The organism is Glaciihabitans arcticus, from assembly GCF_004310685.1.
GTDB classification, from domain to species: Bacteria; Actinomycetota; Actinomycetes; order Actinomycetales; family Microbacteriaceae; genus Conyzicola; species Conyzicola arctica.
In genome coordinates, this window is sequence record NZ_SISG01000001.1 from 1600263 (window position 1) to 1624530 (window position 24268).

Genomic DNA, 24268 nt, shown 5'->3' on the forward strand with positions numbered 1-24268 from the left:
CTGTTACCCTGAGTCGTGCCACGATCCACCGCCCCGAACGCGTTCTCCCGCGCGAACACCGCGAAGATCCTGGCGCTCCCGGTCTATGCGGCGGGTGTGCTCGCAAGCCTGGTCGTGCCGCGCCGACAGGACTTGTGGGTGTTCGGCTGCGGCTCCGGTATCGGCGAGGGCGCCCTCCCCCTGCTGCGGTTCGCGCGGGAGCAGGATCCTTCGCGCAGCTACCTCTGGCTGGCCCGTGACGAGCGTGATCTCGCGGCCGCCGCAGCCCTCGGCGTACCCGCCGTGCTCAAGCTGTCGTGGCGCGGCTTCTGGGCCACCCTGCGCGCTCGCGTTCTTGTCGTCACCCACGGTCTCGGCGACGCCAACCGCTACGCAACCCGCGGTGCGTTCGTCGTGCAGTTGTGGCACGGTATACCGCTCAAGCTCATCAATCTCGACTCCCCCGTGACCACGAGCAGCAGCACGGGGCTGCTCAGCCGCATCCTCGGGCGCATGTACCGCCTCGCCGCCTCCACCATCGCGCTGATGCCTGCCGCATCCGAGCTCGCTGCCGCCCGCCTGCGCACGGCGTTCGGGCTGCCGGCGAACCGCGTAGTAGTCACGGGCGACCCACGCGACGACGTGCTCGCGCTCGAGAGTGCTGGCGAAGCGCGCTCCCGCCTGTTCTCGGCCCTCGGCATCGCCGACGGTGGCCGGCGCATCGTGATGTACGCGCCCACGTGGCGGGACGGTGCGGCGGACCCAGGCATCCCTTCCGCCTCGGAGTGGGAGCGAATCGCGAGCTGGTTGGCTGCCACCGAATCGCTGCTCGTGGTGCGACCGCACCCGCTCGGGGTGGGCGATTATGCCGCGGCGACGGGGGCACGGGGCATCCACCTACTGCTCGCCAGGGCGCAGAGCGACGTGACACCGGTGCTGGGCGCCGTCGATGTGCTGCTCACCGACTATTCGTCGATCGCGTTCGACTTCTCCCTCACCGGGCGACCGATCGCCTTCCTCTCCCCCGACCTTGCCGACTACGAGAAGAGTCGCGGGCTGTACGAGCCCTATGCGGCGTTCAGCGGCGGCACGGAGGCGTCATCCTGGACCGGGCTTCTCGACCTGCTCGAGGCAGCGGATGCAACGCCAGAAGGCTGGGAATTGCTCGCCGCCCACAGCCGCGAGCTCGCCGCACGCCACTTCGCGTTCCGAGACGGGCAGAATACTGCGAGAGTGTATGCAGAGATCACCACCCGGCTGAAAGAACAACCCATGACCTCCACGCTTCCCGTCGGCGCGACGCTGCCCGACGCGATCATCGACTCGGTGACGCTCACGACGACGACTGAGCCCATTGTCACGGTCACCGGACTGCGGTCGACGGGCGAGCCGGTTGCGGCCACCCTGCGCGGCCCACGCTTCGAGGTTCCCGGGGAAATCGAGCTCACCCCGGAGCGCTGGAGCGTCACCTTCCCGCTGCTGGTCTCCCGCTGGCACGGTCCTCTCCTCCCCCTCCCCTCCGGCCAGTACGTTCTCGACCTCGCCACTGCCGATGCCGCCATCGTCTCCACGGGCATCCCCGCCGAGCTCCCCGAGCCGCAGCTTCTCGACGAGCTGTTCCGCATCTCCATCGGTGCAGCGGATGCAGCGCCCGCCCGTCTCGCGATCACCCTCGCTCCACCGCTCACCGACAACGAGCTCGGGCCCGCGCGGCAGGCGGCCCTCGAGGCCGTCTACCGGAGCGCGAAGCCCACGCCCCTCGACGCCGTCTTCTTCGAGAGCTTTTACGGTCAGAACGCGTCGTGCAACCCCCGTGGCATCGACCGCGCCATCGCGGAGCTGCGTCCGCAGACCGCCCGCTACTGGAGCACGGTCGACGCCTCCGTGGAGGTGCCGGAAGGCGCGACGCGCATCATCGAGGGCAGTGAGGAGTGGTGGCGGGTGCGTGCCAGTGCCCGACTGCTCGTCGTCAACGACTGGCTGCGCAAGCGCTACCGCAAGCGCGAACACCAGCGGGTGCTGCAGACCTGGCACGGCACTCCGCTCAAGAAGATCGCGCTCAGCCGCCCGAACGTGGGACTGCGCACCGCCATCGCGACGGTTCTCGAAGGCGCTCGTTGGAACATCCTGCTCGCGCAGAATCCGCACAGCGCCTCGATCCTGCGTCGCGCGTATGCCTTCACCGGCCGGATCTGGCAGGAGGGCTACCCCCGGGATGACGTGCTGCAGGGCGGCGATGCCGCCGCGGTTCGGGCGAGGCTGGGCATCCCGAACGACGTCACCGTGCTGCTGTACGCGCCGACCTGGCGCGACGACCGGCCGGAGCACATCGACCACCTCGACGTCGCGGCCTTCACGGACGCGCTCGGACCCGGCTACCTGACGCTGATCCGCGGGCATTCGCGCACGCTGCGACCCGGGCGCGACGTGCGCGCGAGCAATGTGCTCGACGTGACCGGCTACCCGGATGTGTCGGATCTCTTCCTCGTCGCCGACGCCCTCATCACCGACTACTCGTCGGTGATGTTCGACTTCAGCGTCACCGGCAAGCCGGTGTACTTCTTCGCGCCCGACCTCGAGCACTACCGCGAGCAGCTGCGCGGCTTCTACTTCGACCTCGACGAGGTGGCCCTCGGGCCGGTCGTGCAGGACCCCGACACGCTTGTGCAACTCGTGCGTGACAGTGACGCTGTGCAGGAGCAGTACGCGGGACGCTACGCGGCCTGGCTGGAGCGTTTCAATCCGCGCGATGACGGCGAGTCGGCCAACCGCGTGGTGCGCCGGCTCGAGGCCGAAGGCATCCTGCCCTCCTAAGCCCGGTGGTCGAGCGAAGCCGAGACCAGGTCGAACGGAACCGAGACCAGACGGCCGCTAGATCTCTGTGCGTGACGTGTCGATGGTGTCGCGCGCGCCGCGAACGACCCCGACGATGAATCCGGATCCCCAGCACAGGTGCATGGTCGGCAATACGAGCGTGAAGAACCATTTGTCGCGCCATGTCGAGCCACGATCGGCGACGAATGCGAGCCACAGCACGAGCAGCACGTAGGTGATGGGTGCGAGATAGACGAGGGATGCCACGGCGCTCGCCACCCCGTGCAGCACTCCGGTCACCTGCAGCATGAATACGATGACGCCGATCGCGAGTGCGATCACCAGCAGCGGTGGAACGAAGAAGCGCCACGGGTTGCGGCCGCCGTAGCGGCGCACGAGCTCCCCACGCCAGGTTCCGGTGGCGGCGAACTGACGCGCGAGTTTGGTGAGGCTCTCGCGGGGCCAGTAGGTGACGGCGAGCTCGGGATCGAACCAGACGACGTGGCCGGCCGCGCGGATGCGGAGGTTCAGTTCCCAGTCCTCGCCGCGGCGCAGCGTCTCATCGAATCCGCCGACCTCTTCGAGTACGTCGCGACGGAAGACGCCGAGGTACGCGGACTCGGCCGGACCTTCACTGGCTCCACCGTGATAGCGCCCGCCGCCGAGGCCGAACTTGCTGTTGTAGCCGCGGGCGGCCGCCTGCTGGAAGGGGGTCTGGCCGCGGGCGCGCATGATGCCGCCGACGTTGGCGGCCCCGGTGCGCTCGAGGGTTTCGATGGCGCGGGTGGTGTAGCCGGGCTCGAGCTCGGAGTGGGCATCGACGCGAACGATGATGCGGTGGCTGCTGGCGGCGATGGCCTTGTTGAGGCCGACGGGGATGTCCGTTTCCGGGTTGTGCACGGTGAGAATACGGGGGTCCGCGGCCGCGAGTTTTTCGACGATCTCGGTGGTGCCATCCGTCGACGGTCCGAGGGCGAGGATGAGCTCCTTGGCGCCGGCGTAGTCCTGGCCGAGCACGGTGAGGATGGCGTTCTCGATGTAGACGGCCTCGTTGAGCACGGGCATGACGTAGGACACTCCGGGCAGGGTGTCGGTCATGGTTGCTGTGGTGTCCGTCTCGGTGTTTTGACGCGAAGTGGCGTCTTTTCTGCTGCTGTCAGGTCGGTCGAGCCTACCAGCCGACGACGAAACGGCACGGGAGCGCTGGGCTCCCGTGCCGTCGTCTGGCGGGGTGTGGGTCAGAGCTTTCCGAGGGTCACGTCGGTGGTCGCGGTCTTGCCGTTTCGCACGTAGGTGATGGTCGCCTCGGCTCCACCGGCGAGCGCACGCACCTGGGCGGTGAGGTCGTTCTTGCCGGTGACGGGCAGGCCGTTGATGCCGGTGATGACATCTCCGACCTTGAGACCCGCGGACGCCGCGGCCCCTCCGGAGCTGACCTCCTTGACGCTGGCGCCGACGACCGAACTGTTGGACACGGCGGTGTCTTCGGTGACGTCGAGGATGGAGGCGCCCAGCAGGCCGTGGGTGGCCGAACCGTTGGCGATGATCTCCTCGGACACGCGCTTGGCGAGGTTGGACGGGATCGAGAATCCAACACCGATGTTGCCGGATGCGCTCGAGCTGTCACCCGCGCTGGCGATGGCCACGTTGATGCCGATGAGCTTGCCCTCGGCGTCGAGCAGCGCCCCACCCGAGTTGCCGGGGTTGATGGCGGCATCGGTCTGGATCACGGCGAGGGAGATGGTGGACGTGCTGGCGGTGGGTGCCTGCTCGTCACCGGGGGTGTCGAACTGCCAGAAGTCGAACGGGCTGTCGCCGCTGTCGCCTTCGGTGTCCTCGGAGGACTGCTGGTCTTCGGGCACAGCAGAGGATGCGACGGTGATGCTGCGGTTGAGGGCACTCACGATGCCGTTGGTGACGGTGGTGGTGAGGCCGAGTGGAGCGCCGATGGCGATCGCGGTGTCGCCGACGTTCAGGTTGCTGGAGTCGGCGAATTCGACCGGCTGGAGGCTGTCGTCTGCTTCGACCTTGATGACGGCGAGGTCGGAGATCGGGTCGGTGCCGACGATGGTCGCGGCGAGGAGGCGCCCGTCGCTGGTCTGCACGCTCACCTTGGCGTTCGCGGCGGCACCGTCGAGGGTGACTACGTGGGTGTTGGTGAGGATGTAGCCCTTTTTGTCGAGGATGACGCCCGAACCTGTTCCGGAACCGTTGGATCCGACTGTCGAAATGGTGACGACGGAGGGGGACGCTTTAGCTGCCACGGCGGTGACGATGGTCGCGTCATCCGCATCATTGACGGTGATGTTGGCGGGCTGCGCGTTGGCGGTGGTCTGGGAGGTCTGGTTGTTGTTGACGGCCCAGTAGGTGACGCCCGCTCCGGACACTCCGCCTATGAGGGCTGCAGCGAGGCCGACGGCGATCAGGGCGACAGGGGTGCGGCGCTTGAACGAGTCGCCCTGGGCAGCGGGCTGTGCGCCCGCGACGTGGGGCGCGCCGGCGTTGTGCGGTGCTCCTGCGATGTGGGGTGCGGATGCCACGGCCGGCTGTCCGATCGCGGGCCCGGCCTGCGCGGCACCAGCGACGGGTGCGGGGTAGGGGGTGGTGGGCTGGGGTGCCGGGGTGGGGGTCGCTGCGGGGATGGGCTGGCCGCCGTTGTAGATGGGGGCGGGGCGTCGCGCGATGGGTGCGGCGGGGGGTGCTGGCGGGGCCGGCGGGGCGGCTGCGGCGGGCGGGGTGACGGGGGGTACGGGGGCTGCTGGAGCGTCGCTGGCGGGCGGCGCGCTGACGGCGTCGGGGCCTGCCACGAAGGTGCCGTGGGCATCGGGGGTGAGGGTGGTTTCGCCCTCGATGTCGGGGGTTCCGGCGGGGGTCGCAGACGCGGGCTGCGCCGCGTTTTCTGCGTCTTCGGGTGTTGCCGGGTTGGGGGTTTCGGGTGAGTCGGTCATGGGGTGCTCCTTCCAGCTGTGCCAGCATCCTCCGCCAACCTGTGCATTCTATTTGGACGCGCTGTGAGCGCGCTGCCGCCTAGCCGTAGGCTTGCCTAGCACCCCGGACCGCTGGGATTCCACGTGCATTCCTCCTCTACGAGTACGGTGTCAGCGCTGCCCGCGGTGGCGACGAGCGGGTTGGCCGGCACGCTGAGTGTGCCGATGACCGGGTACCAGGGAGAGCCCGCGTACTGGTACTCGGCGAAGTATTGGACGCTGAGCTGGATCGTGTACTTGCCCGCCTTGCGGTAGACGTGGCTGGTGGCGGTCGGGTCGAATTCTAGGATCTTGAGCGCTGCCCATGAGGCACCTCGACTGCTGGTGGTCTCCGTGGCGCCGTCGCCGTAGTTCCATGTCCAGCCCGCGGGGTGGAAGCGGACCCTTGCTCGCTCGCCGAGCAGCTGCCCGGAGACGGTGCGCACTCCCCCGGTCGCGTAGAAGTTGGTGTCCAGCCCGACGACCATCCAGCCGTTGGGCTCCATGTGGTCGACCTCCGGCGTCGGGCGGAACGCGGCGATGTCGCGGACGGTGACCGGGCCCGCCGGGTCCTCGGCCGGGTTGGTCACGTCGTAGCACTCGCGGATGCCACCGAAGCAGTCCTCTCCTTCCTCGGTGCTGCCGGATGGAGCGCCGGTGCCGCTACCAGTGCCGGTGTCGCCTTCACTGCCGCCGCCATCGCCGGGGGTTGTTTCGGTCCCGTCGAAAACTACCTCGTTTCCCGTGTTTGTCGGACCGCACAGATGATCTCGAATCTCGTTATAAGTGCATCCGCTTGAAGATGCCGCTGATGCGCCGGCGCCTGACCATGCCAGGATTGCCGTCAGAAAAAGAGACCAAATGAAAAATGTCAGGGTGCGCAAAAGTTCTGCCCATCCCATGCTCCCTGTGATGCAACAACCACGATCGAAGTATCGAGGTCGCGTCGATCGAACTCGACTTGAATAGGCACGAGGTCCGCTCCACCGTTGTCGCTGATGACCTTCCCCGCTGGATCGAGCGTTTGAGTCTTGGAGAGGTCAATGCAGGCGTAAACCGTGATGATCGCCAACCCATCCGGAGAAGTTGGGTCGAACTGCTGGAGGGTCATGCTTCTGAATGCCGTGGCGCCGGTTCCTCGATTACCACCTCTCGCCATTTTTTCGAAGCTAGCCATATCGAGCATTGCCTGGTCCGGGCTGGCCACTGCTTTAATTCTTTCGGCGTCGAGACCACCGTCCGCGTAGATCGCATCCGACACCTTCAGATACTCCCCATACGCAACCTCCGCCGCCGCGAGGGCCTCCTCGTCCGACTCGAAGATCGGTGCTGACGAGGGCTCCGGCTCGGGGATCACCACGGGGTTGTCCTGTGCGCAGCCTGCGAGCACGGCAACGGCCACCACGGCGACCAGGAGCGGGAGCGGAGATTTCATGGGTCGACGGTAAACCTGGGCCGAGACATCCCGAGAAAACTTTCCACAGCTACGCTGGGACGCACTATGACAGTTCCCGGATCCTGGCAGCGCGCAGCCAACGGAGCCATGCTCCTCGGGGCGGACGGGCAGCTGCGTCCCACGATTTTCGCCGAGATGTCGGCCCTTGCCCTCAGCACGGGCGCCATCAACCTCGGGCAGGGCTTCCCCGACGAGGACGGCCCCGCAGAGGTGCTCGAAGCCGCCCGCCAGGCGATCAGCGACGGCTTCAACCAGTACCCGCCCGGCCTCGGGATGCCCGTGCTCCGGCACGCGATAGCCGACCACCAGCGGCGCTTCTACGGTCTCGAGGTCGACCCCGACACGGAGGTGCTGGTCACCGCCGGCGCGACCGAGGCCATCGCCGCGACCATCCTCGCGCTCACCGAGCCGGGCGACGAGGTACTCACCTTCGAGCCGTTCTACGACTCCTACGGCGCGATGATCGGGCTGAGCGGGGCGACCCACACCACGGTGGCCCTCAGGGCGCCGAACTTTCAACCCGACCACGATGACCTCAGAAAGGCCGTAACCGACCGCACACGGATCATCCTCATCAATAGTCCGCACAATCCGACGGGTAGCGTGTTCGACCGCGCGACCCTGCACCTGATCGTCGAGCTGGCAGAACGCCACAACGCGATCATCGTGACCGACGAGGTGTACGAGCACCTGCTGTTCGGGTCCCAGCACATCCCGATCGCCACGCTGCCCGGCGCTCGCGAGCGCACGGTCACCATCTCGAGCGGCGGCAAGACGTTCAACACCACCGGCTGGAAGATCGGCTGGCTCACCGCACCACCCGAAATCGTGAAGTCGATCGTCGCGGTCAAACAGTTCCTGACCTTTGTGAACGGCGCCCCGTTCCAGCCCGCGATCGCCGTGGGACTCGGCCTGCCCGACTCGTTTTTCACCAATCTCGCCGGCACACTGCAGCGCAAGCGTGACCTGCTGTCGGCCGGGCTCGCTGCCGCCGGCTTCACCGTGACCAACCCGCAGGCCGGCTATTTCATCGTGGCGGATGCCGCGGCCCTCGGCTACGCGAACGGAGCCGACCTGTGCCGTGCCCTGCCGTCCCTAGCCGGGGTGGCCGCCGTGCCGATCAGCGCGTTCGTGCGCGGGGATCAGCCGGAGTTCGCGTCTCTCGTGCGGTTCGCGTTCTGCAAGAAGCAGTCCGTGCTCGAGGACGCGAGCGCGCGGCTAGCAGCTCTCTAGGGAGCCGCGACGAGCGGCAATCGGACGATGAATGACGTGCCCACGCCGACCATGCTCACGACATCCAGCTCGCCGCCGTGGGCGACGACGATCGCTTTGGTGATGGTGAGCCCGAGTCCGACACCCGGCACCGCAGCGCGGGTCGCCGTGGAGGCCCGGAAGAATCGTGCGAAGAGCTGATCGAGCTCGACCTCAGGGATGCCCATACCTGTGTCGGTGATAGTCACCTCGACGTTTCCGGCGCGAACGGCGACGATGATCGCGATGCTGCCGTCGCGTCCCGTGAACTTGATGGCATTGGAGATCAGGTTGTCGCAGGCCTGGCCGAGGCGGAGCGCGTCGCCGTTGATGAAGGTCTCGTCTTCGAGGATGTCCACCGAAACCCGCACGCCGGCCGCCGCAGCGACGGGAATCGCCGATTCGACGGATGCCCGAACGACGGGCGCCACGTCAATGGTGGTCGCGTCGAGGCTGAATTGGCTGGATCCGACCTGCGCCGTAAATAGCAGGTCGCCGACGAGGCGCAGCAGCCGATGCGCGTTGCGCTCGGCGACACCCAGGTACAGCATCTGCTCTTCCGACAAGGGGCTCTCGTCGTCGTCCCGCATGAGTTCCAGATAGCCGAGGATGGAGCTCAGCGGTGTGCGCAGCTCGTGGGAGATGAGTCCGACGAACTCGTCCTTGAGCCGCGATACCTCGAGCGCCTGGGTGACGTCCGTCGCGACGAAGATGTAGCCGACAGCCTCGCCAGCGGAGTTCGTGCGACGCGTGACGGCTACCTCGACGGACACGGTGGTGCCGTCGGCGCGCACGTACGTCCACTGGCGTACCTCCGGTTCGCCGAGTCGCGCCGACTCCACGAGGGCTGAGAAGCCGGGAGTGAGCACGGTCTCCCCGGGAGGATAGCCCAGCTCGCGCGAATACGTCTCCAGCTCTGCAGCCTCGTGGAACTCGTACACGAATCGCTTGCCCTGGGTCTCGGCCGCGGTGAGTCCGAGCATCCGTGCCGCGCCGGGGTTCCAGACGTCGATGAGCCCGGTCATTCCCGTGCCGATCACCGACTGCTCGGTGACCGCGTTGAGCACACTACGCGTCAGCTGGTCGGCTGCTCGAAGCCTGTCCTCGTTCTCGCGCAGGCGCTCCGTGTAGTCGAAGGCGCCCTTCAGCATCTCTTCGCGCTCCGTCGCCAGAGTCTGCATCACCTTGAGTTGTTTTCGCCTGATCTTGGCCATCTCGTTGATGATGGCAGCGCCGATCGCGAAGACCGCCGGCGACACAATGCCACGCAGCCAGTCCGCGCTCGTCGTGATCGTGTCGAAGCCCAGGAGATAGGGCATCATCAGGGCGACCGACACGCCTACGCCGGCGATGAGGATGTAGCGGCGCCCGTTCTCCGCAGCGATCCAGATCACTGGCAGGAGAATCAGGGATGCGAACAGCGAGGTTGTGCCGCCGGTGCCCGCCCGGAACGCGCCGATGGCGAGGAGGTCGACACAGGGCACGATGATGACGAGGTGGCGCAGCGACGGCACCCAGCTGAGGAAGGCAGCGAATGACGTGGAGAGCGCCATCGCCCACATGCCCGCGAGCGCGGCGGGTACCGAGCTGAAACGCACGTCGGGAACGGTGAGCACGATGATGATCGCGACCACGAAGACTGCGAGCGTCGGCAGGTGACGCACCGTCGGAGAGGGCGAACCGCCCCCGAGCAGCTTGCGCAGCCGCACGAGCATCCTCATCGCACGATCTCCACGAGTCGCGCCGCGAGGCCGGAGGGGCTGAAGGGCTTGGTCAGGTAGACGTCGGCGCCGGCGGAGAGGGCCTCACCCGAGGCCGCGGCGTCGACTCCCGCAGAGAGCAGCACGATCCTGGTGCCTGAGAGCGAGACATCCGCTCGGATATTGCGGGTGATCTCGAGACCGGTGAGCCCGGGCATCGTCACGTCGAGCACAACGAGCGTCGGCGAGAGCTCACGAATCGACTCCCAGGCGGATGCCCCGTTCTCGTGTCGCGCGACGAGCTCGAGGTCGGCTTTTCGCACCGCGATCGCCACAAGACTCAGGATGTCGGGATCGTCGTCCGCGATCACCACGGTCGGCGGCACGGACTTCACGCCCGGGTCCAGCGGGGAACCGTCTCGCGCAGCACCCGCCGCACGTCGTCGCCGGTCACCGGCTTCGGGAGTGTGGCATCCGCTTCGGGATAGTCCGCCGTGTCGAGCACGGATGTGATGGCTATCGCAACCTGTGGCCGCTCGGCGCGGATCCTTTCGGTGAGCGACCAGCCGTCCATCCCTGGTAGCACCAGGTCGACGACCACCAGGTCGGGCTCCAGACGGGTGAGGGCCTCCATGGCGCTCTCACCCGAGGTGGCGGTCTCCACCTCGCAGCCCGCGCGCTCGAAGTAGAGCCTGAGCAGCAGCCGCTGATCGGCGCTGTCCTCGACGACCAGCACACGAACGGAGTCCATCACCTGGTCGCCCATCAGACGAAGAAAATCTGGCGCACCACAACGAGCACCGTCACGAAGAGCAGGGCCAGCCCCGCCTTGCCGATCAACCGGAACTCGTCACGGCGGTTGCGCTCGAGTTCGTCGTTCAGGTAGTCGTTGCCCGGATCACGACGATCTGCGGGTTCGGGTGCGTCCCTGAAATCCACTCTCCTGTGCTGCGAACTCTTCATACCGCCACCCGTCCCGTCTTCTCCGTCTTGTCCCACTTCGCTTCGGCGCCGCGGATCTCCTTGATGTACGAGTCGAAGGTGATGGCGCACAGCAACGATCCGTAACCGACGAGGTAGATCAGCGCGGGCGACAGGAAGCGCCCGATCCAGGTCCTCTCGATGCGTCGGGCGAGCCACGCGCCGAGCATCGACAGCGAGATCCACGCGTAGAGGAATATGCGGAAGATGAACTCGCCCGTCTCCGTGAGATGCATACCGAAGAGACTCGGCACCCACACTTCCACGACACCGGGGAAGAAGGCGGACGCGATCACGAGCATCGAGATCAGGCCGGGGAAGGTGATGACCTCGCGCCACGCTCGACTCGTGAGCGGGACATCCAGTTGCACGGCGAAAGCGAGGGTGAAGGCGAACGTGACAGCGGCCGCGATCCACAGGCTGTTGAAGATGGCCGTCGCCAGCGCACTGTGCAGGAGAAGCAGCCCGACCAGCCCGATCGACGAGAGGATCATGGCGATCGGCAGCAGCCACAGGCTGAACCAGACCAACCCGAAGGAGATCGAGCCGAGGTTGTGCACTTTGGACGGCCGAAACCAGATCTTGCTGTAGCGGGCCGTCACCGAGACGTTTCCACGAGCCCAGCGCAGGCGCTGCTTCCAGAGCGCGTCGATCGACCCGGGCTCCTCGGCCAGCACGACGGCGAGCGGCTCGAAGACGACCTCGCGACCGTGCAGCTGGGTCTCGAAGGTGGTGATCGTGTCTTCAGCGAGCGAGCTCGTGTCGATCTGGCCGCCGATCGCGAGCAGATTCTCGCGGGTGTGAAGCTGGGCACCGCCCGCGAGGCAGGCCTGGGCGCCGAGCACGTTCTGTGCCCGGCGAGCAGCGGGCTGCGAGAGCACGTACTCGAGACCGATGAAGCGGGTCAGGTAGTTCTTGTCGGCGCTGCCCTCGCGAATGTAAGCGGACACCGCACCCACCTTGGGGTCGGCGAGGTGGCGCGTCATGCGGCGCAGCGAATCGGGCTGGTAGATCACGTCGGCGTCCATGACGAGGAGCGCCTCCATCCAGTCGTCCTCGAGAATCACCCGGATGCCGTGGTTCAGCGTGTGCGCCTTGCCCTCGCCGCCCGTCTGGCGGCGGAGGTGCACGATGTTTCCCGGGTACTGCTCCACCTTGGAGCGCACCACGTCGGGGGTGTTGTCGGTGCTCGCATCGTCGACCACGAAAATGCGCAGACGGTCGAGAGGGTAGTCGAGAGACATCAGCCGGTCGACGGATGCCGCGATCACCGCGCCCTCATTCCACGCGGGTATCACAATCGCAACCCGCGGCGTATACGGGCTCGCCTTGCCGTAGTGGTTCTTGAAGGCGTGAAAGGGAATCGCGGCGAACGAGAGTGCGCCGGCGATGACCGGGATAGCGCCCGTCGCCACGAGCACGAGGAGGAAGATCTCCAGTGCGAGTTGCCAGCCGGTCATTCGGTATCCCCCGTTGCGGATTGTTCGTGGATGCGCTGCACGGCCTCGTAACGGCCCACATCGGATGCGCGGTGGGCGTCGGAGGCGGCGACGATCGTCGCACCCGCGGCCCGGGCTGCGGCGATGCTGCGGGGCTCGGGGCAGCCCCACTTCTCGTTGATCTCGATGAGTGTGCCGGTCTCGGCGGCGGCTGCGGCCCAGCGCGTGAGCTGCGCCTTACTCAGTTGGCTCTCGCTCAGCCCGATCTTGGGCAGGATGGAGAAGCAGTGGGCGAGCTGTCCGACGCCGTGGCCCCACGATGAGGCAACGCCGTTCATTCCAGCGACGAGCGCGGAGACGAGCAGGTCGAGAGCGTCTTCCACGCCGAGTCCCGCCGCAAGGCGCTCCGTCGCCTCGGTCGGCGACCAGGGACCGTTCGGGCCGGGGAACTGGTGGTCCGCGAGCACGATCCCGTCGACGCCGCCCTCGCCGACCGCGAGGTCGGGCGGCAGGTCGAGGGTGCCTCGCGAGTCGAGGATCTTGGTCTCGACGCCGGTGAGCACGGTGAGTCCTTCGGGAATCGTCTCGGCCGCGACGGCGGCGACGAACTCGGGCACCCAGTCGGTCGAGACCCGCACGTGGTCGATGAGGCGGAGCGTGGTCAGCCCGCGCTCAGCCGCTACCGCGATGTTCTCCGCCACGGTGGAGACCGCGTCATCGGAGAACGTGGAGTGCACGTGAAAATCGCCCTGCAGCAACTCCATCAGTCCAGCTCCCCGTGGGCGGCGTGCTCGGAGATGAGGATCTCGTCGACGTCGACGAAGACGTCTTCGAGGTAGCGCACGTTCGCGATCTCGCGGAAGGCGACGCTCGAGGGCACCGCGTGACCGAGCGCCAGGTCGAGGGCGAGCGACGGCATATCGACCCCCGCCGCGATCGTGAGCGGCATCGCTCCGGGAAAGCGCGGGTTCACCTCGAGCAGGGCCGGAACGCCGTTGACGTCGTAGCGGAGCTGCACGTTCGCGACACCCACGAGCTCGATGGCAGTCGCTACCGCTGCGGCCGTTGTCTCGAGTTCGGCGTTGAGCACCGTGCGGCCGGCGATCGACACACCGGAGTCGACCCGGGTTCGCGTGCGGGGCACCGCTGCCACCACGTGACCCGAGGCGTCCGCGAAGACGTCGACGCTGAACTCGTCACCGGGCAGGTGCTCCTGGACGATCAGTGCGTCGTCGAGCGGGATCGACTCGAGCTGGGCGCGGTCGGCCACGAGCCGCACGCCCCTCGAGCCCGCACCACGGCGGGGCTTGACGATGACCGGGAAATCCCAGTTCTCGGCGACACCCTCCGCGTCCAGCAACCGGGTCGTGGGAACCCGCAGGGCCGTCGCACAGCGCTCGGCGAGCAGGAACTTGTCGAGACAGACCTCGAGGGTCGCGAGCGTAGGGGCCGCGAGGGCCACGCCGGCGGTGAGCAGTTCATCCCGGCGCACGGCCAGGGCGGGCAGTTCGACGTCGACCGTCGAGAACAGCACGTCGATGGCGTCGGCAGCGCAGATCACCATCAGGTCGTCGACGAAGGGCTCTGCGGCACCCGGCTCTACGAGTCGTCGGCGCTCGGACGGCACCAGGTACAGGCCACTCGCCCAGCCGTCCATGTCGGCGGCGAAGACCTCGACGTCGTCGCGCTTCAGCAGTGAGCGGATAACGGCCACCCCCGCTGGGCCACCCGCACCCGTGACGAGGACCCGGGTCATGCCGATTCCGCCTTCGTCGGTGCAGGCGAGGTGTTGGTGGCCTTCTTGAACGGCATCGACAGGTCGCTCGTCTCGCGGATCACCTCGAGGGGCTCGACACTCGTCGCGCTGCCGTAGCGGCCCCAGTACCGCGCTGTGGCGAGCACCAGCTCGGGTTGGAGGTAGTCGCGAATACCGGACTGCGACGCGAAGCACGCGAGAAGGCCCAGTTTGGCGTCGGTGAACCCATCGATCGGGACGAACCGCGAGGGTCGGAAGTCGACGGTGGACGATGGGCTCTGGAAACAGGCGACGGTGCGAACCGATCGGGTCGCGACGATCGTCGCCTCGTGCACGGCACGGTGGTCCTGGTGGCGGTCGTGGGCGCTGTGCGTGTAGACGATCGTCGGTTCAACCTCCCGCACCACCCGCTCGATGATCGCGACGGTCGAGCCGCCGTTGGGGATCTCGGTGTCGACCAGGTCTTCGAGGAACAGCCGCGCACCCAGCAGCTCGGCTGAGGCCATCGCCTCGCCCTGCCGATCCCCGGGTTCACCGCCCCGCGCGCCGCGTGACAGCGTCAGGATCACCACCGTGTCGCCCGCGGCCCGGTGGGCGGCGAGGATGCCGCCGACGCCGATCTCCACGTCGTCGGGATGCGCGCCGACCGCGAGCACGAACTCGCGGGGGCGGGCCGCGGCACGATTGGCGCGGCCATCGGCGGCGAGGCGGGTGACCGCGGCGACCAGGTCGGCCGCGGCGATGGGCTTGATGAGGAACTCGTCGGCTTGAGCGCGGAGGGCCCCCACGGCGTACTCGACCGACACGTGGGCGGTCATCACGACCACCGGGAGGTCAGGAGTGTCGAGACGGAGGCGTCGCATCAACTCGAGTCCGGTCATCCCGGGCATCTCGATGTCGGTGACGACGACGTCGGGATTGAACGAGATGACCTGCTCGCGAGCGAGGAAGGGGTCGGCGATCCAGACGACAACACAACCACCGCGCTTCTCGAGCACGGTGCGGGTGTAGAGCGCTACGTCGGCGTCATCCTCAATGACAAGGACGCGATATGGGTCAGACACAGGGTTCCCTCCAACCGCCGGTTCGACCTAGCTTACGTGCGTGGCACCCGACCGGGGACGATACCGAACCGTCTGTGCGCGAGAGAGGGGTTCACAACCCGCACCGCGGCGACTCGTTCGATCAGGGGCCAGGCGACAGCGACATCCTCGATCTCACCGATCGTCGCGATCTCGACGCCCATCGGGTCGACCACCATGCTGTTGCCCGCGCCAATCGGCGGAGCGTGGTCGGCTGCCGCGACGTAGACGGTGTTCTCGATGGCTCGCGCGGTAATGAGGGTACGCCAGTGGTGCTCCTTGAGCGGGCCGCGCACCCACTCGCTCGGCACGAGCACGAGATCGGCGCCCGCATCGACGATGCGGCGCGTGACCTCGGGGAACCGCAGGTCGTAGCAGGTCTGCAGTCCAACGGTGAAGTCACCCCAGGCGAACGTCTGCGGATCCTCGATGGCGCCGGCCTTGACCCAGTCGCTCTCGCGACCGCCGAACGCGTCGTAGAGGTGCAGCTTGCTGTAGGTGGCGACGATCGCGCCCTGCGGGTCGAGCGCCACCAGCGTGTTCGAGATGCGGGCCGGGTCGTCCGTGCGCTCGATGAAACCTGCGACGACGTGGATGCCCAGCCGCACGCTCATCGCGCCGACACCGATCACGAACTCGCCGTCCAGGTCCTGCGCGGCATCAAGCCAGGCGCTGTCCATGTCGGGCGTGAACCACGACGAATACTCGGGGAAGACCACGAGGCTCGCGCCCCGGGACACGGCGAGCTCGGCCAGCCTGTTCATGGTTGCGAGGTTCGCCGCGACATCCCGCATGGGAGCGAACTGCACAACAGCGAGGCCCGAAGTAGTCATGAGTACAGCGTAGAGGGGTGGACTAGTCTGTCTCAGATGAGGAATACACGAATTGCCGCAACTCTTCTCATCGCCGCTCTGGCCCTGACCGGTTGCGCACCCAGCGCCGAACCCGAACCCATCAACCCCGACTCGAGCCAGCCGGCCGACGACCAGCCGACGGGGGCTCCCGTCGCGAGTGGCCTCACCGACGACGACCTCGCCAACATCTCTGCCGCCATCTCCAGTGACAACACCGCGGCGCTCGAACCGTACCTCGCCGAGTCGGTGCTGTCGACCATTGCCTCGACCGAGTTCAGCGAGCAGCGCACGCCCGCCGAGGCCATCAAGGATCTCGAGTATGTCGTTTTCGTCGAGGACTGGACCTTCCCGATGGACCAGGGAATCGTCGACAGCCTCACTGCGAGTGCCTATTCGGAATACATCGTCGGAACCCCCTACGGCGGCATCGGCCCAAAGAACGAGTTCATCATCTTCGGCGCAGAGGACGGCAAGATCGTGTCGATCTTCCAGGGCTTCGACGTCACGCTGCTCGTCGAGTAGGCACGCTCAGGAGTGCTCGGCACCCCAGCGACCGAGTTCGGTGATGGACGCGCGCAGGGCGAACCCTCGGTCCGTCAACGCATACGCCCGGGTGTTGTGTCGGAGGGGCAGGCGGTACAAGACGCCAGCCGCTTCGAGCTCACGCAGGCGAATCGCGAGCATGTTCGTGCCCATGCCGAGATCGCGCTGCAGGTCGCCATACCGCTGCGGCCCGTCGAGCAGCCGCTCCACGATGAGGAGGGCCCATCGCGCTCCCACGACCTCGAGGGCCGCGGCGAGATCGCTCACGCGACCGGGTCGGAATCCGGCTTCATCCAGAACGGCGAGTAGTGGTAGCCGTCAGGGTCGTCGAACTGGCGCTGGTACATAAAGGGATAGTCGTCGACGTCACCGACACGACCGCCCGCAGCTCCCGCGCGCTCGACCAGTTCATCGACCGCCTCTCGGCTGCCGAGGTCGAATGACACGGTCACCTTCGATGGGGTGTCGGGGCCGCCGATCAATTCTTCGGTGGCGCCGACGCTTGCGTACATCTCGCGACTGCCGAGCATGAGGTACTGCTCGGGTGCGATCGCGAAGCACGACACGTTGTCATCTGACATCTCGGCATTGAGCGTCCACCCGAGGGCGGTGTAGAAGGCGGTCGCGCGTTCGACGCTATCGACCGGGCAGGTGATGAATAGGCTCATGCAGAGAACACTTCCAAAATGAAAGTGCGATGTCAAGACCCATCTCTCCTGCGAGTACGGGGGTACCGGATACAACAAAAGGCCCGGAACCTTGCGGTTCCGGGCCTTCATCTGTTGCGGGGACAGGATTTGAACCTGCGACCTCTGGGTTATGAGCCCAGCGAGCTACCGAACTGCTCCACCCCGCGGCACAAGAATCAACATTAGCACAGCGCGGTGGAGCGGGTCACCAATGCTCAGGTTTCTCGCTGCTTGAGTAGCGCGCGACGCAGGAGCACGCCTATCGAAACCAGTTAGGCGCAACGGGATTTCGATACTGCCGTGGGCGGCCTACTCAATCAGCGAGTGGCCGCGAGCGACAGGGACAGCGGCAGCCATTTCTTGTCCGGCCACGCGAACATGCGATCCGGGGTCGGCTCGAGCGCCGTGAACATGCGGTACGGCACCTCGTAGTGCTCGTGGAAGTAGTCGAGGGTGAGACCGGCACCCCTCAGCGCGCCGAGGGTTTCGGAGAGCGGGTGCATCCACTCGAAAGTTCGCGTCGAAGCCGTTTCACCCGCCGCGCCGTAGGTCGACGCGCTCTCGACCACGTCGGCCGCGCCGTCGTTGTTGTACGGGTAGGTCATCACGAGGTCATCGTCGAAGACCCAGCCCGCGGGGTGGCTGTCGGCGAAGTAGAGCGTGCCGCCGGGCTTGAGGTACCAGGCGATGATCCGCGCCCACTCGGCCACGTCGGGTAGCCAGCCGATGGTGCCCCAGGTCGTGTACACGACGTCGAACGATTCGGGCTCGGGCAGAATGTGCCGGGCGTCATAGACATTCGCATGGATGAACCGCGCCCCAAGCCCCAGCTCGGCCGCAAGCCCGCGTGCCGCTGCGACCGCTGGCTTCGAGAAGTCGAGTCCGACGACGTCGGCGGCGCGCTGCGCGAGGATCAGCGAGTCGACACCGAAGTGGCACTGCAGGTGCAGCACGCGCTTGCCCTCGAGGCCCTCGGGAAACAGCTCTGCGAGTTCCCGCTCCTCGATCGGGTACAGGCCGAGGGTTCCGGCCCGTAGCGCGTCTACGTTGTAGAACTCGCTGGCCAGGTGCAGTGGGACTCTCTCGTCCCACTGCGCCCGGTTGGCGTCGAGCCACTCCCCCGAGGTGAGGTCAACCATGGCTCTCTACTAGTTGCTTGCCGCGATGGCCTTCGCCAGCGCGCGGGTCAGCCGCAGGTCGGCTTCGGCAGCCTTGACGAGGTCGTTCTCCGCGTAGGCGGCATTCCGGTCGTCGAGCGCGGTCTTCGCCTCGGCGAGTGCCGCGGTCAGCGCGGCGTTGCCGGTTGCGGGCTCCTCCGTGCCGGGATCGGGCTCTTCGGTGCCGGGATCCGGCTCCTCGGTTCCCGGTTCCACTCCGCCGTCGCCGGCGTTCGCTCCGGAGTCACCCTCGAACAGCGAGTCGAGCGCCTCGTCGAGGGTGTCCTCGAAGGCGATCTTGTCACCGAATCCGACGAGCACCTTGCGGAGCAGCGGATAACTGGTGTCTCCCGTGGCCTGAACGTAGACCGGCTGCACGTAGAGCAGTCCGCCACCGACCGGAAGCGTCAGCAGGTTACCCAGCAGCACCTCGGTGTCACCGCGCTTGATGATGGCGAGCTGGTTAGCCACAACCGTGTCGGAGCTGAATGCGTTCTGCACCTGACCGGGGCCCGGCACCGTATTCTGGCGCGGCAGGGTCAGCAGCGTGAGTTTGCCGTAGTCGGGACCGTCATCCGCATTCACCGCGAGGTAACCGGTGAGGTTGTTGCTCGAGGACGTTCCGCTGGCGCGGGGGATGAAGCTCGAGTACAGCGAGAACGCGGGGTTGTCGGTTCCGGGAACCTGCATCGTCAGGTAGTACGGCGGCTGCAGGGTCGGGTTCGACGCGGGCGACGTGGGGTCGTTGGGCGTAATCCACTGGTCGTTGCCCGAATAGAACGAGTTCGTGTCGGTGACGTGGAATGATCCGAGGATCGAGCGCTGCACCTTGAACAGGTCGGCCGGGTAACGCACGTGGGCGCGAAGCTCGGCGCTCATGTCGTCCTTGGACTTGATCGTCGTCGGGAAGATCTTGCTCCAGGTCTTGAGCACCGGGTCGGCCTCGTCCCACGCGTAGAGCGTGACCTCGCCCGAGTAGGCGTCGACTGTCGCCTTCACCGAGTTGCGGATGTAGTTGAGGTTGTCGACGGCGTACAGCGGAGCCTTGGTGTTGGTGTCTGCGATGGCCGTGCTGAGCTGCTCGGTCTTCGAGTACGGGTAGTTCGTGCTCGTCGTGTACGCGTCGACGATCCAGACGATCTTGCCGTCGACAACCGCCGGGTAGGCGTCGCTGTCAGGCGTCAGGTACGGCGCGACCTTCTGCACCCGGGTGATGGGGTTGCGGTCGTACAGGATCTGCGAGTCGTCGGTCACGGCCGACGAGAGGAAGATGTCGGTCGACTGGTACTTGATCGAGTAGATGAGCTTGGCGAAGATACCGTCGAGCTTGGGTCCACCATCACCGGCGAAGGTGGTGGAGGTGCCCGACGTGCTGACCTCTTCGACGTCGTCGTCACCCGACGGATAGTCGTGCTCGATCGGCTCGGAGTCCTTGGAGCCACCGACGATCGAATAGGTCGGCGAGTTCTCGCCGAAGTAGATGCGCGGCTCGAACTTGCCAAGGTCTCCCGTGCTCGGGATGCCCGACTCGAGGAATACAGGCTGGCCGTCAGTCGTGCGCTGGTTGCCGTATGCCGCGACGACTCCATAGCCGTGCGTGTAGACGACGGTGTTGTTGTACCAGCTCTGGGCGTCGCCCAGGCCGTCCTGGTCCAGCTCGCGCACGGCGATCACGGTGTCCTGCTTCTTGCCGTCGATCTCGTAGCGGTCGACGTCGAGGTGCGGGGAGAACTTGTAATACTGCTTGAAGCGCTCGAGCTGGGCGAACGAGTCGGAGACGAGTGCGGGGTCGATGATGCGGATGTTCGCGGTCGTCTCGGCGTCTTCGCGCAGGGCTCCCGCCGTGGCGTCTGTTTCGGCGTCGTAGGTCTGCTCGACCACCTCGGCCACACCGTAGGCGTCGCGCGTCGCGTCAATGCTGCGCTCGATGTAGGGCGACTCGAGCACTCGCGCGCTCGGGTCGACCTGGAAGCGCTGAACGATGAACGGGTAGACGGAGCCGACGAGCAGCGAGCTCACGATGAGCAGCGCCGTGCCGATGACCGGCAGGCGCCAGCGTCCGACGATCGCGGTGAAGATGAAAAGCAGCGCGACGAGGGCCGCGATGCCGGCGAGGATCGCCTTGCTCGGGATCACCGAGTTGACTTCGGTATAGCCGGCACCGGTGCCGATGAAGCCAGCGCTGGACCCGGCGAGGGTGAGGTACTGGTCGAGCCAGAGGCTCACGGCCTGGATGGCGAGGAACAGTGCGGCGGTGATGGAGAGCTGAATGCGTGCCGAGCGCGAGATGCGCACCTCACGACCGAGCACGCGGAACGCGCCGTAGAGGTAGCTCGTGGCGAAGGCCGCGACGAAGGAGATGAGCACGATCGCCGAGGCGTAGCCGACGACGCCGTGGAAGAACGGCAGCTCGAAGAAGTAGAAGCCGAGGTCGAGGTTGAACTGCGGGTCCTTCTGACCGAACGACGTGCGGTTGAGGTACTGCAGCACCGTCTCCCAGCGGGCGGCAGTGGAGACACCGGCGAAGATGCCGAGCACGGCCGGGATGCCGAACATGGCCAGCCGACGCAGCGGCTCTATGACCTGCTGGTAGCGGTCGAGCTGCGAGTTGAGCTTCGCGTAGACCGGGCGCGCCCGGAACGCTATCTCGATGCTGACCCAGACGGGTACGGCCATCGCGACGAACCCAACGAGGAACATCACGACCGTGGCGACCCACTGCGTGGTCAGGACCCCCAGGAAACCGAGCTGGTCGAACCAGAGGACATCGGCGTAGAGGCCAGCGAAGAGGAAGAAGACCACCACGATGATGGCGAGGATTGCCGCCGTGATCGTGAGGGTGACCCTCGTTCGGCTGGCTGGCGGCGTTGCTGTGGACGTCACGTGGACTGCTCCTGGTGTCTAGATTGCGGTCTCGGCCATCTTAACGGGGCGCGACCCGGCCTTGCCTGACAGTTATCCCGCTGGGCAGGTGGCGATGTCGTCGATCTCGCCCGAGGCGATCCCGGCGAGCGCCGTCATCGAGTCGTCGAGGTCTTCGACGGCGAAGACCGTGAGGCCGTCGGGGATGTGCCCGGTGACCTCGTCGCAGTTCGCTTCGGGGGCCAGGAAGTAGGTGGCGCCTGCGTCCAGCGCCCCGTACATCTTCTGGCGGATGCCACCGATGGGGCCGATGTCGCCTTCTCCGGTGATGGTCCCGGTGCCGGCGACATCCTCGCCGCCATTGAGGTCGCCCTCGGTCAGTTTGTCGATTATGCCGAGCGCGAACATCTGTCCGGCGCTCGGTCCGCCGACGTTCTCGAGCTGGATCGTCACGTCGAATGGGAAGTCGTAGGCGTTGCTGATGAGCACGCCGAGCACGGGCTGACGCTCGGCGGTTCCGTTCTCGGGGCTCAGGGTCGGGGTGACCTCGAGGGTCTGCTCGACACCGTCGCGATCGACGACGAGGGTCATCGGCTTGTCGACGCCGTTTGCGGCGATCGCCTCGCGCATCTGCGAGACGTAGAGGTAACTCTCGCCGTTCAGGCTCTGGATGACGTCACCCTCCTCCACGATCCCGTCGGAGGCGCTCCCCTCCGTGAGTCCCGCAATGGTCAGCGTGCTGGTGAAGTCGTAGCCGAGCCGGTCGAGGGCGGCGGCGATCGACTCCTGCTGCGAGACCTCCATCTGGATCCGGCTCGCCTCCGAGGACTGCTCGACGGTCACGCCCTGCGGGTACACCTGGTCGATCGGCACAACGGCCTTGCTCGGGTCGAGCCAGGCGGTGGCCGTCTCGAACCAGCGCAGGGGGTTGTCACGGTTGCCGACGATCGAGACGGTGAGGAGGTTGAGCGAACCCGTGGTGGGGAACGTCTCCTCCATGGGGATGTCGATCAACGGGACATCCTCACCCTCGATGGCGACGGTGCCGAGAGTGTCGAAGACGGGCCCGGGCTTCTCGATCACGTACGGCGACGGGAGGAGCGCGACGACCACGATCGCGGTGATCGCGAAGCCGAGCAGAGACCAGCCGAACCATCCCCCACCGCGTCGGCGGGGCGGGTAGTCGGGCTCAACATCGGTGAAAAGGGACACCGTTATCCTTCGGCAGAAGTCGGGAAGAACTGACCTGTTCGCCACGGGCGCACAGGCAGAAACCCCAGCATAGGTGAATTCCCGGTGAGGAAGCCCTGCCAGCGGCTAGCGTGGATTTATGCCTGATGACCCCCGCGACGACCCCGAGAATGAGTTCCGCGACATGATGCGCGAGTTCCTCTCGGGCAATGCAGAATTCGACCCGAGCCAGCTCGCGAGCGCTGCCGGCCTGCCCGACGATCCGGAGCTCGTGCGGCAGCTCATCAGCCAGCTGCAGAACGCGCTGTCATCGAGCACGGATGGCCCCAACTGGGGTCTCGCGCTCGAACAGGCGTCGAGCCTCGCCGCCCGGTCGAGCGTCGTCTCGCTGCCGGCCGAGCGCTCACAACTGGAGCAGGCGCTACACGTCGCCTCTCTCTGGCTCGCCGAGACCACGGACATCTCCGAGCTCACCGTCGAACCGCGGCTCATGAGCCGCAGCGAATGGGTCGCCGCGACCATGCCGTTCTGGCAGCAGCTTGCTGAGCCGGTCGCCACGAGCATCGCGAACGCGCTCTCCGACACCATCAAGGAGCAGGCGCCCGAGGAGATGAGCGAGATGATCGCCGGAGCCAGCAACATGGTGCGCAACGTCGGCGGCACGCTCTTCGCGATGCAGCTCGGACAGGTTGTCGGCCAGCTCGCGAGCGAGGTCGTCTCCGGCGGGGACATCGGCATCCCCCTGCTCGGCCCACTCGGCGAGGCCGACCAGCAGGCTGCGCTCATCCCCCAGAACGTGGTCGGTTTCGCCGCCGGCCTCGATGTTCCCCTCGACCAGGTGCAGCTCTATCTCGCGGTGCGCGAGCTCGCCCACGCGCGGCTGTTCCGGCACGCGAAGTGGCTGCGGCTTCAGCTGCTGACCTCGATCACCGATTCCGCACGAGGCAGTCGAATCAACGCTGAAGCCCTCGAGCAGATCGCGGAGCGGTTTGACCCCGCGAACCCGGAGGAGCTGCGCGAGGCCATGGCGAGCGGCGCGCTGATTCCCCCGAAAACTGAAGAGCAGCTCGCCGCCCTCGGCCGGCTCGAGACCATGCTCGCGCTCATCGACGGCTGGGTAGACGTGATCACCGCGGAGGCTACCCAACGCCTCCCCCGCAGCGCCGCAATCGCTGAGACGGTGCGCCGTCGTCGCGCAGCGGGAGGCCCGGCGGAATCCGCGTTCGCGACCCTCGTCGGGCTCGACCTGCGTCCGCGTCGCCTGCGCGAAGCCGCGGCCATGTGGCGCCAGGTCACCGACGCCGTCGGTGCCCAGAAGCGCGACGCGCTTTGGTTCCACCCCGACCTGGTTCCTACCGCTGACGACATCACCGACCCCAGCGCGCTGATCGCCCGAATCACCGCAGGCGAAGCGCCTCTGGATGACGTCGACCGCGCCCTCGAAGACCTGCTGAACGACGAGACCGGCGATCGCCCGCATGAGGACACCCCGTAGCTTCTGAATAGCGCAGCTGTGGATCGTTAGCGCGGGCTCTACCCGCGCGGTGG

22 protein-coding genes and 1 tRNA gene are annotated in these 24268 nt (G+C 66.8%); 4 read left to right on the plus strand and 19 right to left on the minus strand.

The window, feature by feature from the left end:
- The first annotated feature begins 15 nt into the window (after positions 1-15).
- Entirely contained in the window at positions 16-2793 is a 2778-nt protein-coding gene (locus EYE40_RS15600; RefSeq protein WP_240034755.1) for a CDP-glycerol glycerophosphotransferase family protein, read from the plus strand.
- A 57-nt stretch (positions 2794-2850) separates the two neighbouring features.
- On the opposite strand, the gene EYE40_RS07725 is transcribed toward EYE40_RS15600, so the two are convergent.
- The 4 genes from EYE40_RS07725 to EYE40_RS07740 form a co-directional block, all read right to left on the minus strand.
- Positions 2851-3891: a glycosyltransferase family 2 protein gene (locus EYE40_RS07725; protein ID WP_130981405.1), complete on the minus strand. Its 1041-nt coding sequence runs from the start codon at positions 3889-3891 to the stop codon at positions 2851-2853.
- A 140-nt stretch (positions 3892-4031) separates the two neighbouring features.
- Positions 4032-5741, minus strand: a complete 1710-nt coding sequence (locus tag EYE40_RS07730; RefSeq protein WP_130981406.1) for a S1C family serine protease — start codon at positions 5739-5741, stop codon at positions 4032-4034.
- 95 nt (positions 5742-5836) lie between these two features.
- Entirely contained in the window at positions 5837-6349 is a 513-nt protein-coding gene (locus EYE40_RS07735; RefSeq protein WP_130981407.1) for a PKD domain-containing protein, read from the minus strand.
- A gap of 281 nt (positions 6350-6630) precedes the next feature.
- Positions 6631-7194 carry a hypothetical protein gene (locus tag EYE40_RS07740; protein ID WP_130981408.1) on the minus strand — a complete coding sequence of 188 codons (564 nt, stop codon included), beginning with the start codon at positions 7192-7194 and terminating at the stop codon, positions 6631-6633.
- A gap of 66 nt (positions 7195-7260) precedes the next feature.
- Here EYE40_RS07740 and EYE40_RS07745 point away from each other — a divergent pair, with 66 nt between their 5' ends.
- Complete coding sequence (locus EYE40_RS07745) at positions 7261-8448, plus strand: pyridoxal phosphate-dependent aminotransferase (RefSeq protein WP_130981409.1); 1188 nt, start codon at positions 7261-7263, stop codon at positions 8446-8448.
- Here EYE40_RS07745 and EYE40_RS07750 read toward each other — a convergent pair.
- Genes EYE40_RS07750 through EYE40_RS07785 form a run of 9 tightly spaced genes read right to left on the minus strand, consistent with a single transcriptional unit; the run spans position 8445 to position 16257 of the window.
- Positions 8445-10187 (minus strand): sensor histidine kinase, encoded by a 1743-nt coding sequence (locus EYE40_RS07750; protein WP_240034756.1) that lies wholly within the window; start codon positions 10185-10187, stop codon positions 8445-8447. The two genes, EYE40_RS07745 and EYE40_RS07750, sit on opposite strands and share 4 nt — an antisense overlap.
- A complete protein-coding gene (locus EYE40_RS07755) occupies positions 10184-10561 on the minus strand; it encodes a response regulator (RefSeq protein ID WP_161972363.1) in 378 nt (125 codons plus the stop codon). Before EYE40_RS07755 ends, EYE40_RS07750 begins: the two co-directional genes overlap by 4 nt.
- On the minus strand, positions 10558-10932 hold the full coding sequence (locus tag EYE40_RS07760; RefSeq protein WP_130981411.1) for a response regulator: 375 nt from the start codon (positions 10930-10932) through the stop codon (positions 10558-10560). The genes EYE40_RS07755 and EYE40_RS07760 overlap by 4 nt, the downstream gene beginning before the upstream one ends.
- Entirely contained in the window at positions 10932-11105 is a 174-nt protein-coding gene (locus EYE40_RS15390; protein WP_154071854.1) for a hypothetical protein, read from the minus strand. The genes EYE40_RS07760 and EYE40_RS15390 overlap by 1 nt, the downstream gene beginning before the upstream one ends.
- A gap of 20 nt (positions 11106-11125) precedes the next feature.
- Positions 11126-12607 (minus strand): glycosyltransferase family 2 protein, encoded by a 1482-nt coding sequence (locus tag EYE40_RS07765; RefSeq protein WP_130981412.1) that lies wholly within the window; start codon positions 12605-12607, stop codon positions 11126-11128.
- Entirely contained in the window at positions 12604-13350 is a 747-nt protein-coding gene (locus EYE40_RS07770; protein ID WP_130981413.1) for a PHP domain-containing protein, read from the minus strand. The genes EYE40_RS07765 and EYE40_RS07770 overlap by 4 nt, the downstream gene beginning before the upstream one ends.
- Positions 13350-14342 carry an ATP-grasp domain-containing protein gene (locus EYE40_RS07775; protein WP_130981414.1) on the minus strand — a complete coding sequence of 331 codons (993 nt, stop codon included), beginning with the start codon at positions 14340-14342 and terminating at the stop codon, positions 13350-13352. Before EYE40_RS07775 ends, EYE40_RS07770 begins: the two co-directional genes overlap by 1 nt.
- The gene (locus EYE40_RS07780; protein WP_130981415.1) at positions 14339-15406 is read right to left on the minus strand and encodes a response regulator; all 1068 of its coding nucleotides are present in this window, start codon (positions 15404-15406) and stop codon (positions 14339-14341) included. Before EYE40_RS07780 ends, EYE40_RS07775 begins: the two co-directional genes overlap by 4 nt.
- Before the next feature lie 32 nt (positions 15407-15438).
- Entirely contained in the window at positions 15439-16257 is an 819-nt protein-coding gene (locus tag EYE40_RS07785; protein ID WP_130981416.1) for a carbon-nitrogen hydrolase family protein, read from the minus strand.
- A 36-nt stretch (positions 16258-16293) separates the two neighbouring features.
- On the opposite strand from EYE40_RS07785, the gene EYE40_RS07790 reads away from it, so the two are divergent.
- A complete protein-coding gene (locus EYE40_RS07790; protein WP_130981417.1) occupies positions 16294-16800 on the plus strand; it encodes a hypothetical protein in 507 nt (168 codons plus the stop codon).
- Between the two features lie 6 nt (positions 16801-16806).
- On the opposite strand, the gene EYE40_RS07795 is transcribed toward EYE40_RS07790, so the two are convergent.
- The 6 genes from EYE40_RS07795 to EYE40_RS07820 form a co-directional block, all read right to left on the minus strand.
- A complete protein-coding gene (locus EYE40_RS07795; RefSeq protein WP_130981418.1) occupies positions 16807-17088 on the minus strand; it encodes a winged helix-turn-helix transcriptional regulator in 282 nt (93 codons plus the stop codon).
- Complete coding sequence (locus EYE40_RS07800; protein ID WP_130981419.1) at positions 17085-17489, minus strand: VOC family protein; 405 nt, start codon at positions 17487-17489, stop codon at positions 17085-17087. The genes EYE40_RS07795 and EYE40_RS07800 overlap by 4 nt, the downstream gene beginning before the upstream one ends.
- A gap of 114 nt (positions 17490-17603) precedes the next feature.
- Positions 17604-17677 (minus strand) — tRNA-Met (locus EYE40_RS07805).
- 150 nt (positions 17678-17827) lie between these two features.
- Positions 17828-18649: a class I SAM-dependent methyltransferase gene (locus tag EYE40_RS07810; protein ID WP_130981420.1), complete on the minus strand. Its 822-nt coding sequence runs from the start codon at positions 18647-18649 to the stop codon at positions 17828-17830.
- A 9-nt stretch (positions 18650-18658) separates the two neighbouring features.
- A complete protein-coding gene (locus EYE40_RS07815; protein ID WP_193554492.1) occupies positions 18659-21550 on the minus strand; it encodes a UPF0182 family membrane protein in 2892 nt (963 codons plus the stop codon).
- Between the two features lie 72 nt (positions 21551-21622).
- On the minus strand, positions 21623-22741 hold the full coding sequence (locus EYE40_RS07820; protein ID WP_130981421.1) for a YlbL family protein: 1119 nt from the start codon (positions 22739-22741) through the stop codon (positions 21623-21625).
- Between the two features lie 118 nt (positions 22742-22859).
- Between EYE40_RS07820 and EYE40_RS07825 the strand changes: the two genes are divergently transcribed.
- Positions 22860-24215: a zinc-dependent metalloprotease gene (locus EYE40_RS07825; protein ID WP_130981422.1), complete on the plus strand. Its 1356-nt coding sequence runs from the start codon at positions 22860-22862 to the stop codon at positions 24213-24215.
- Positions 24216-24268: the final 53 nt, after the last annotated feature.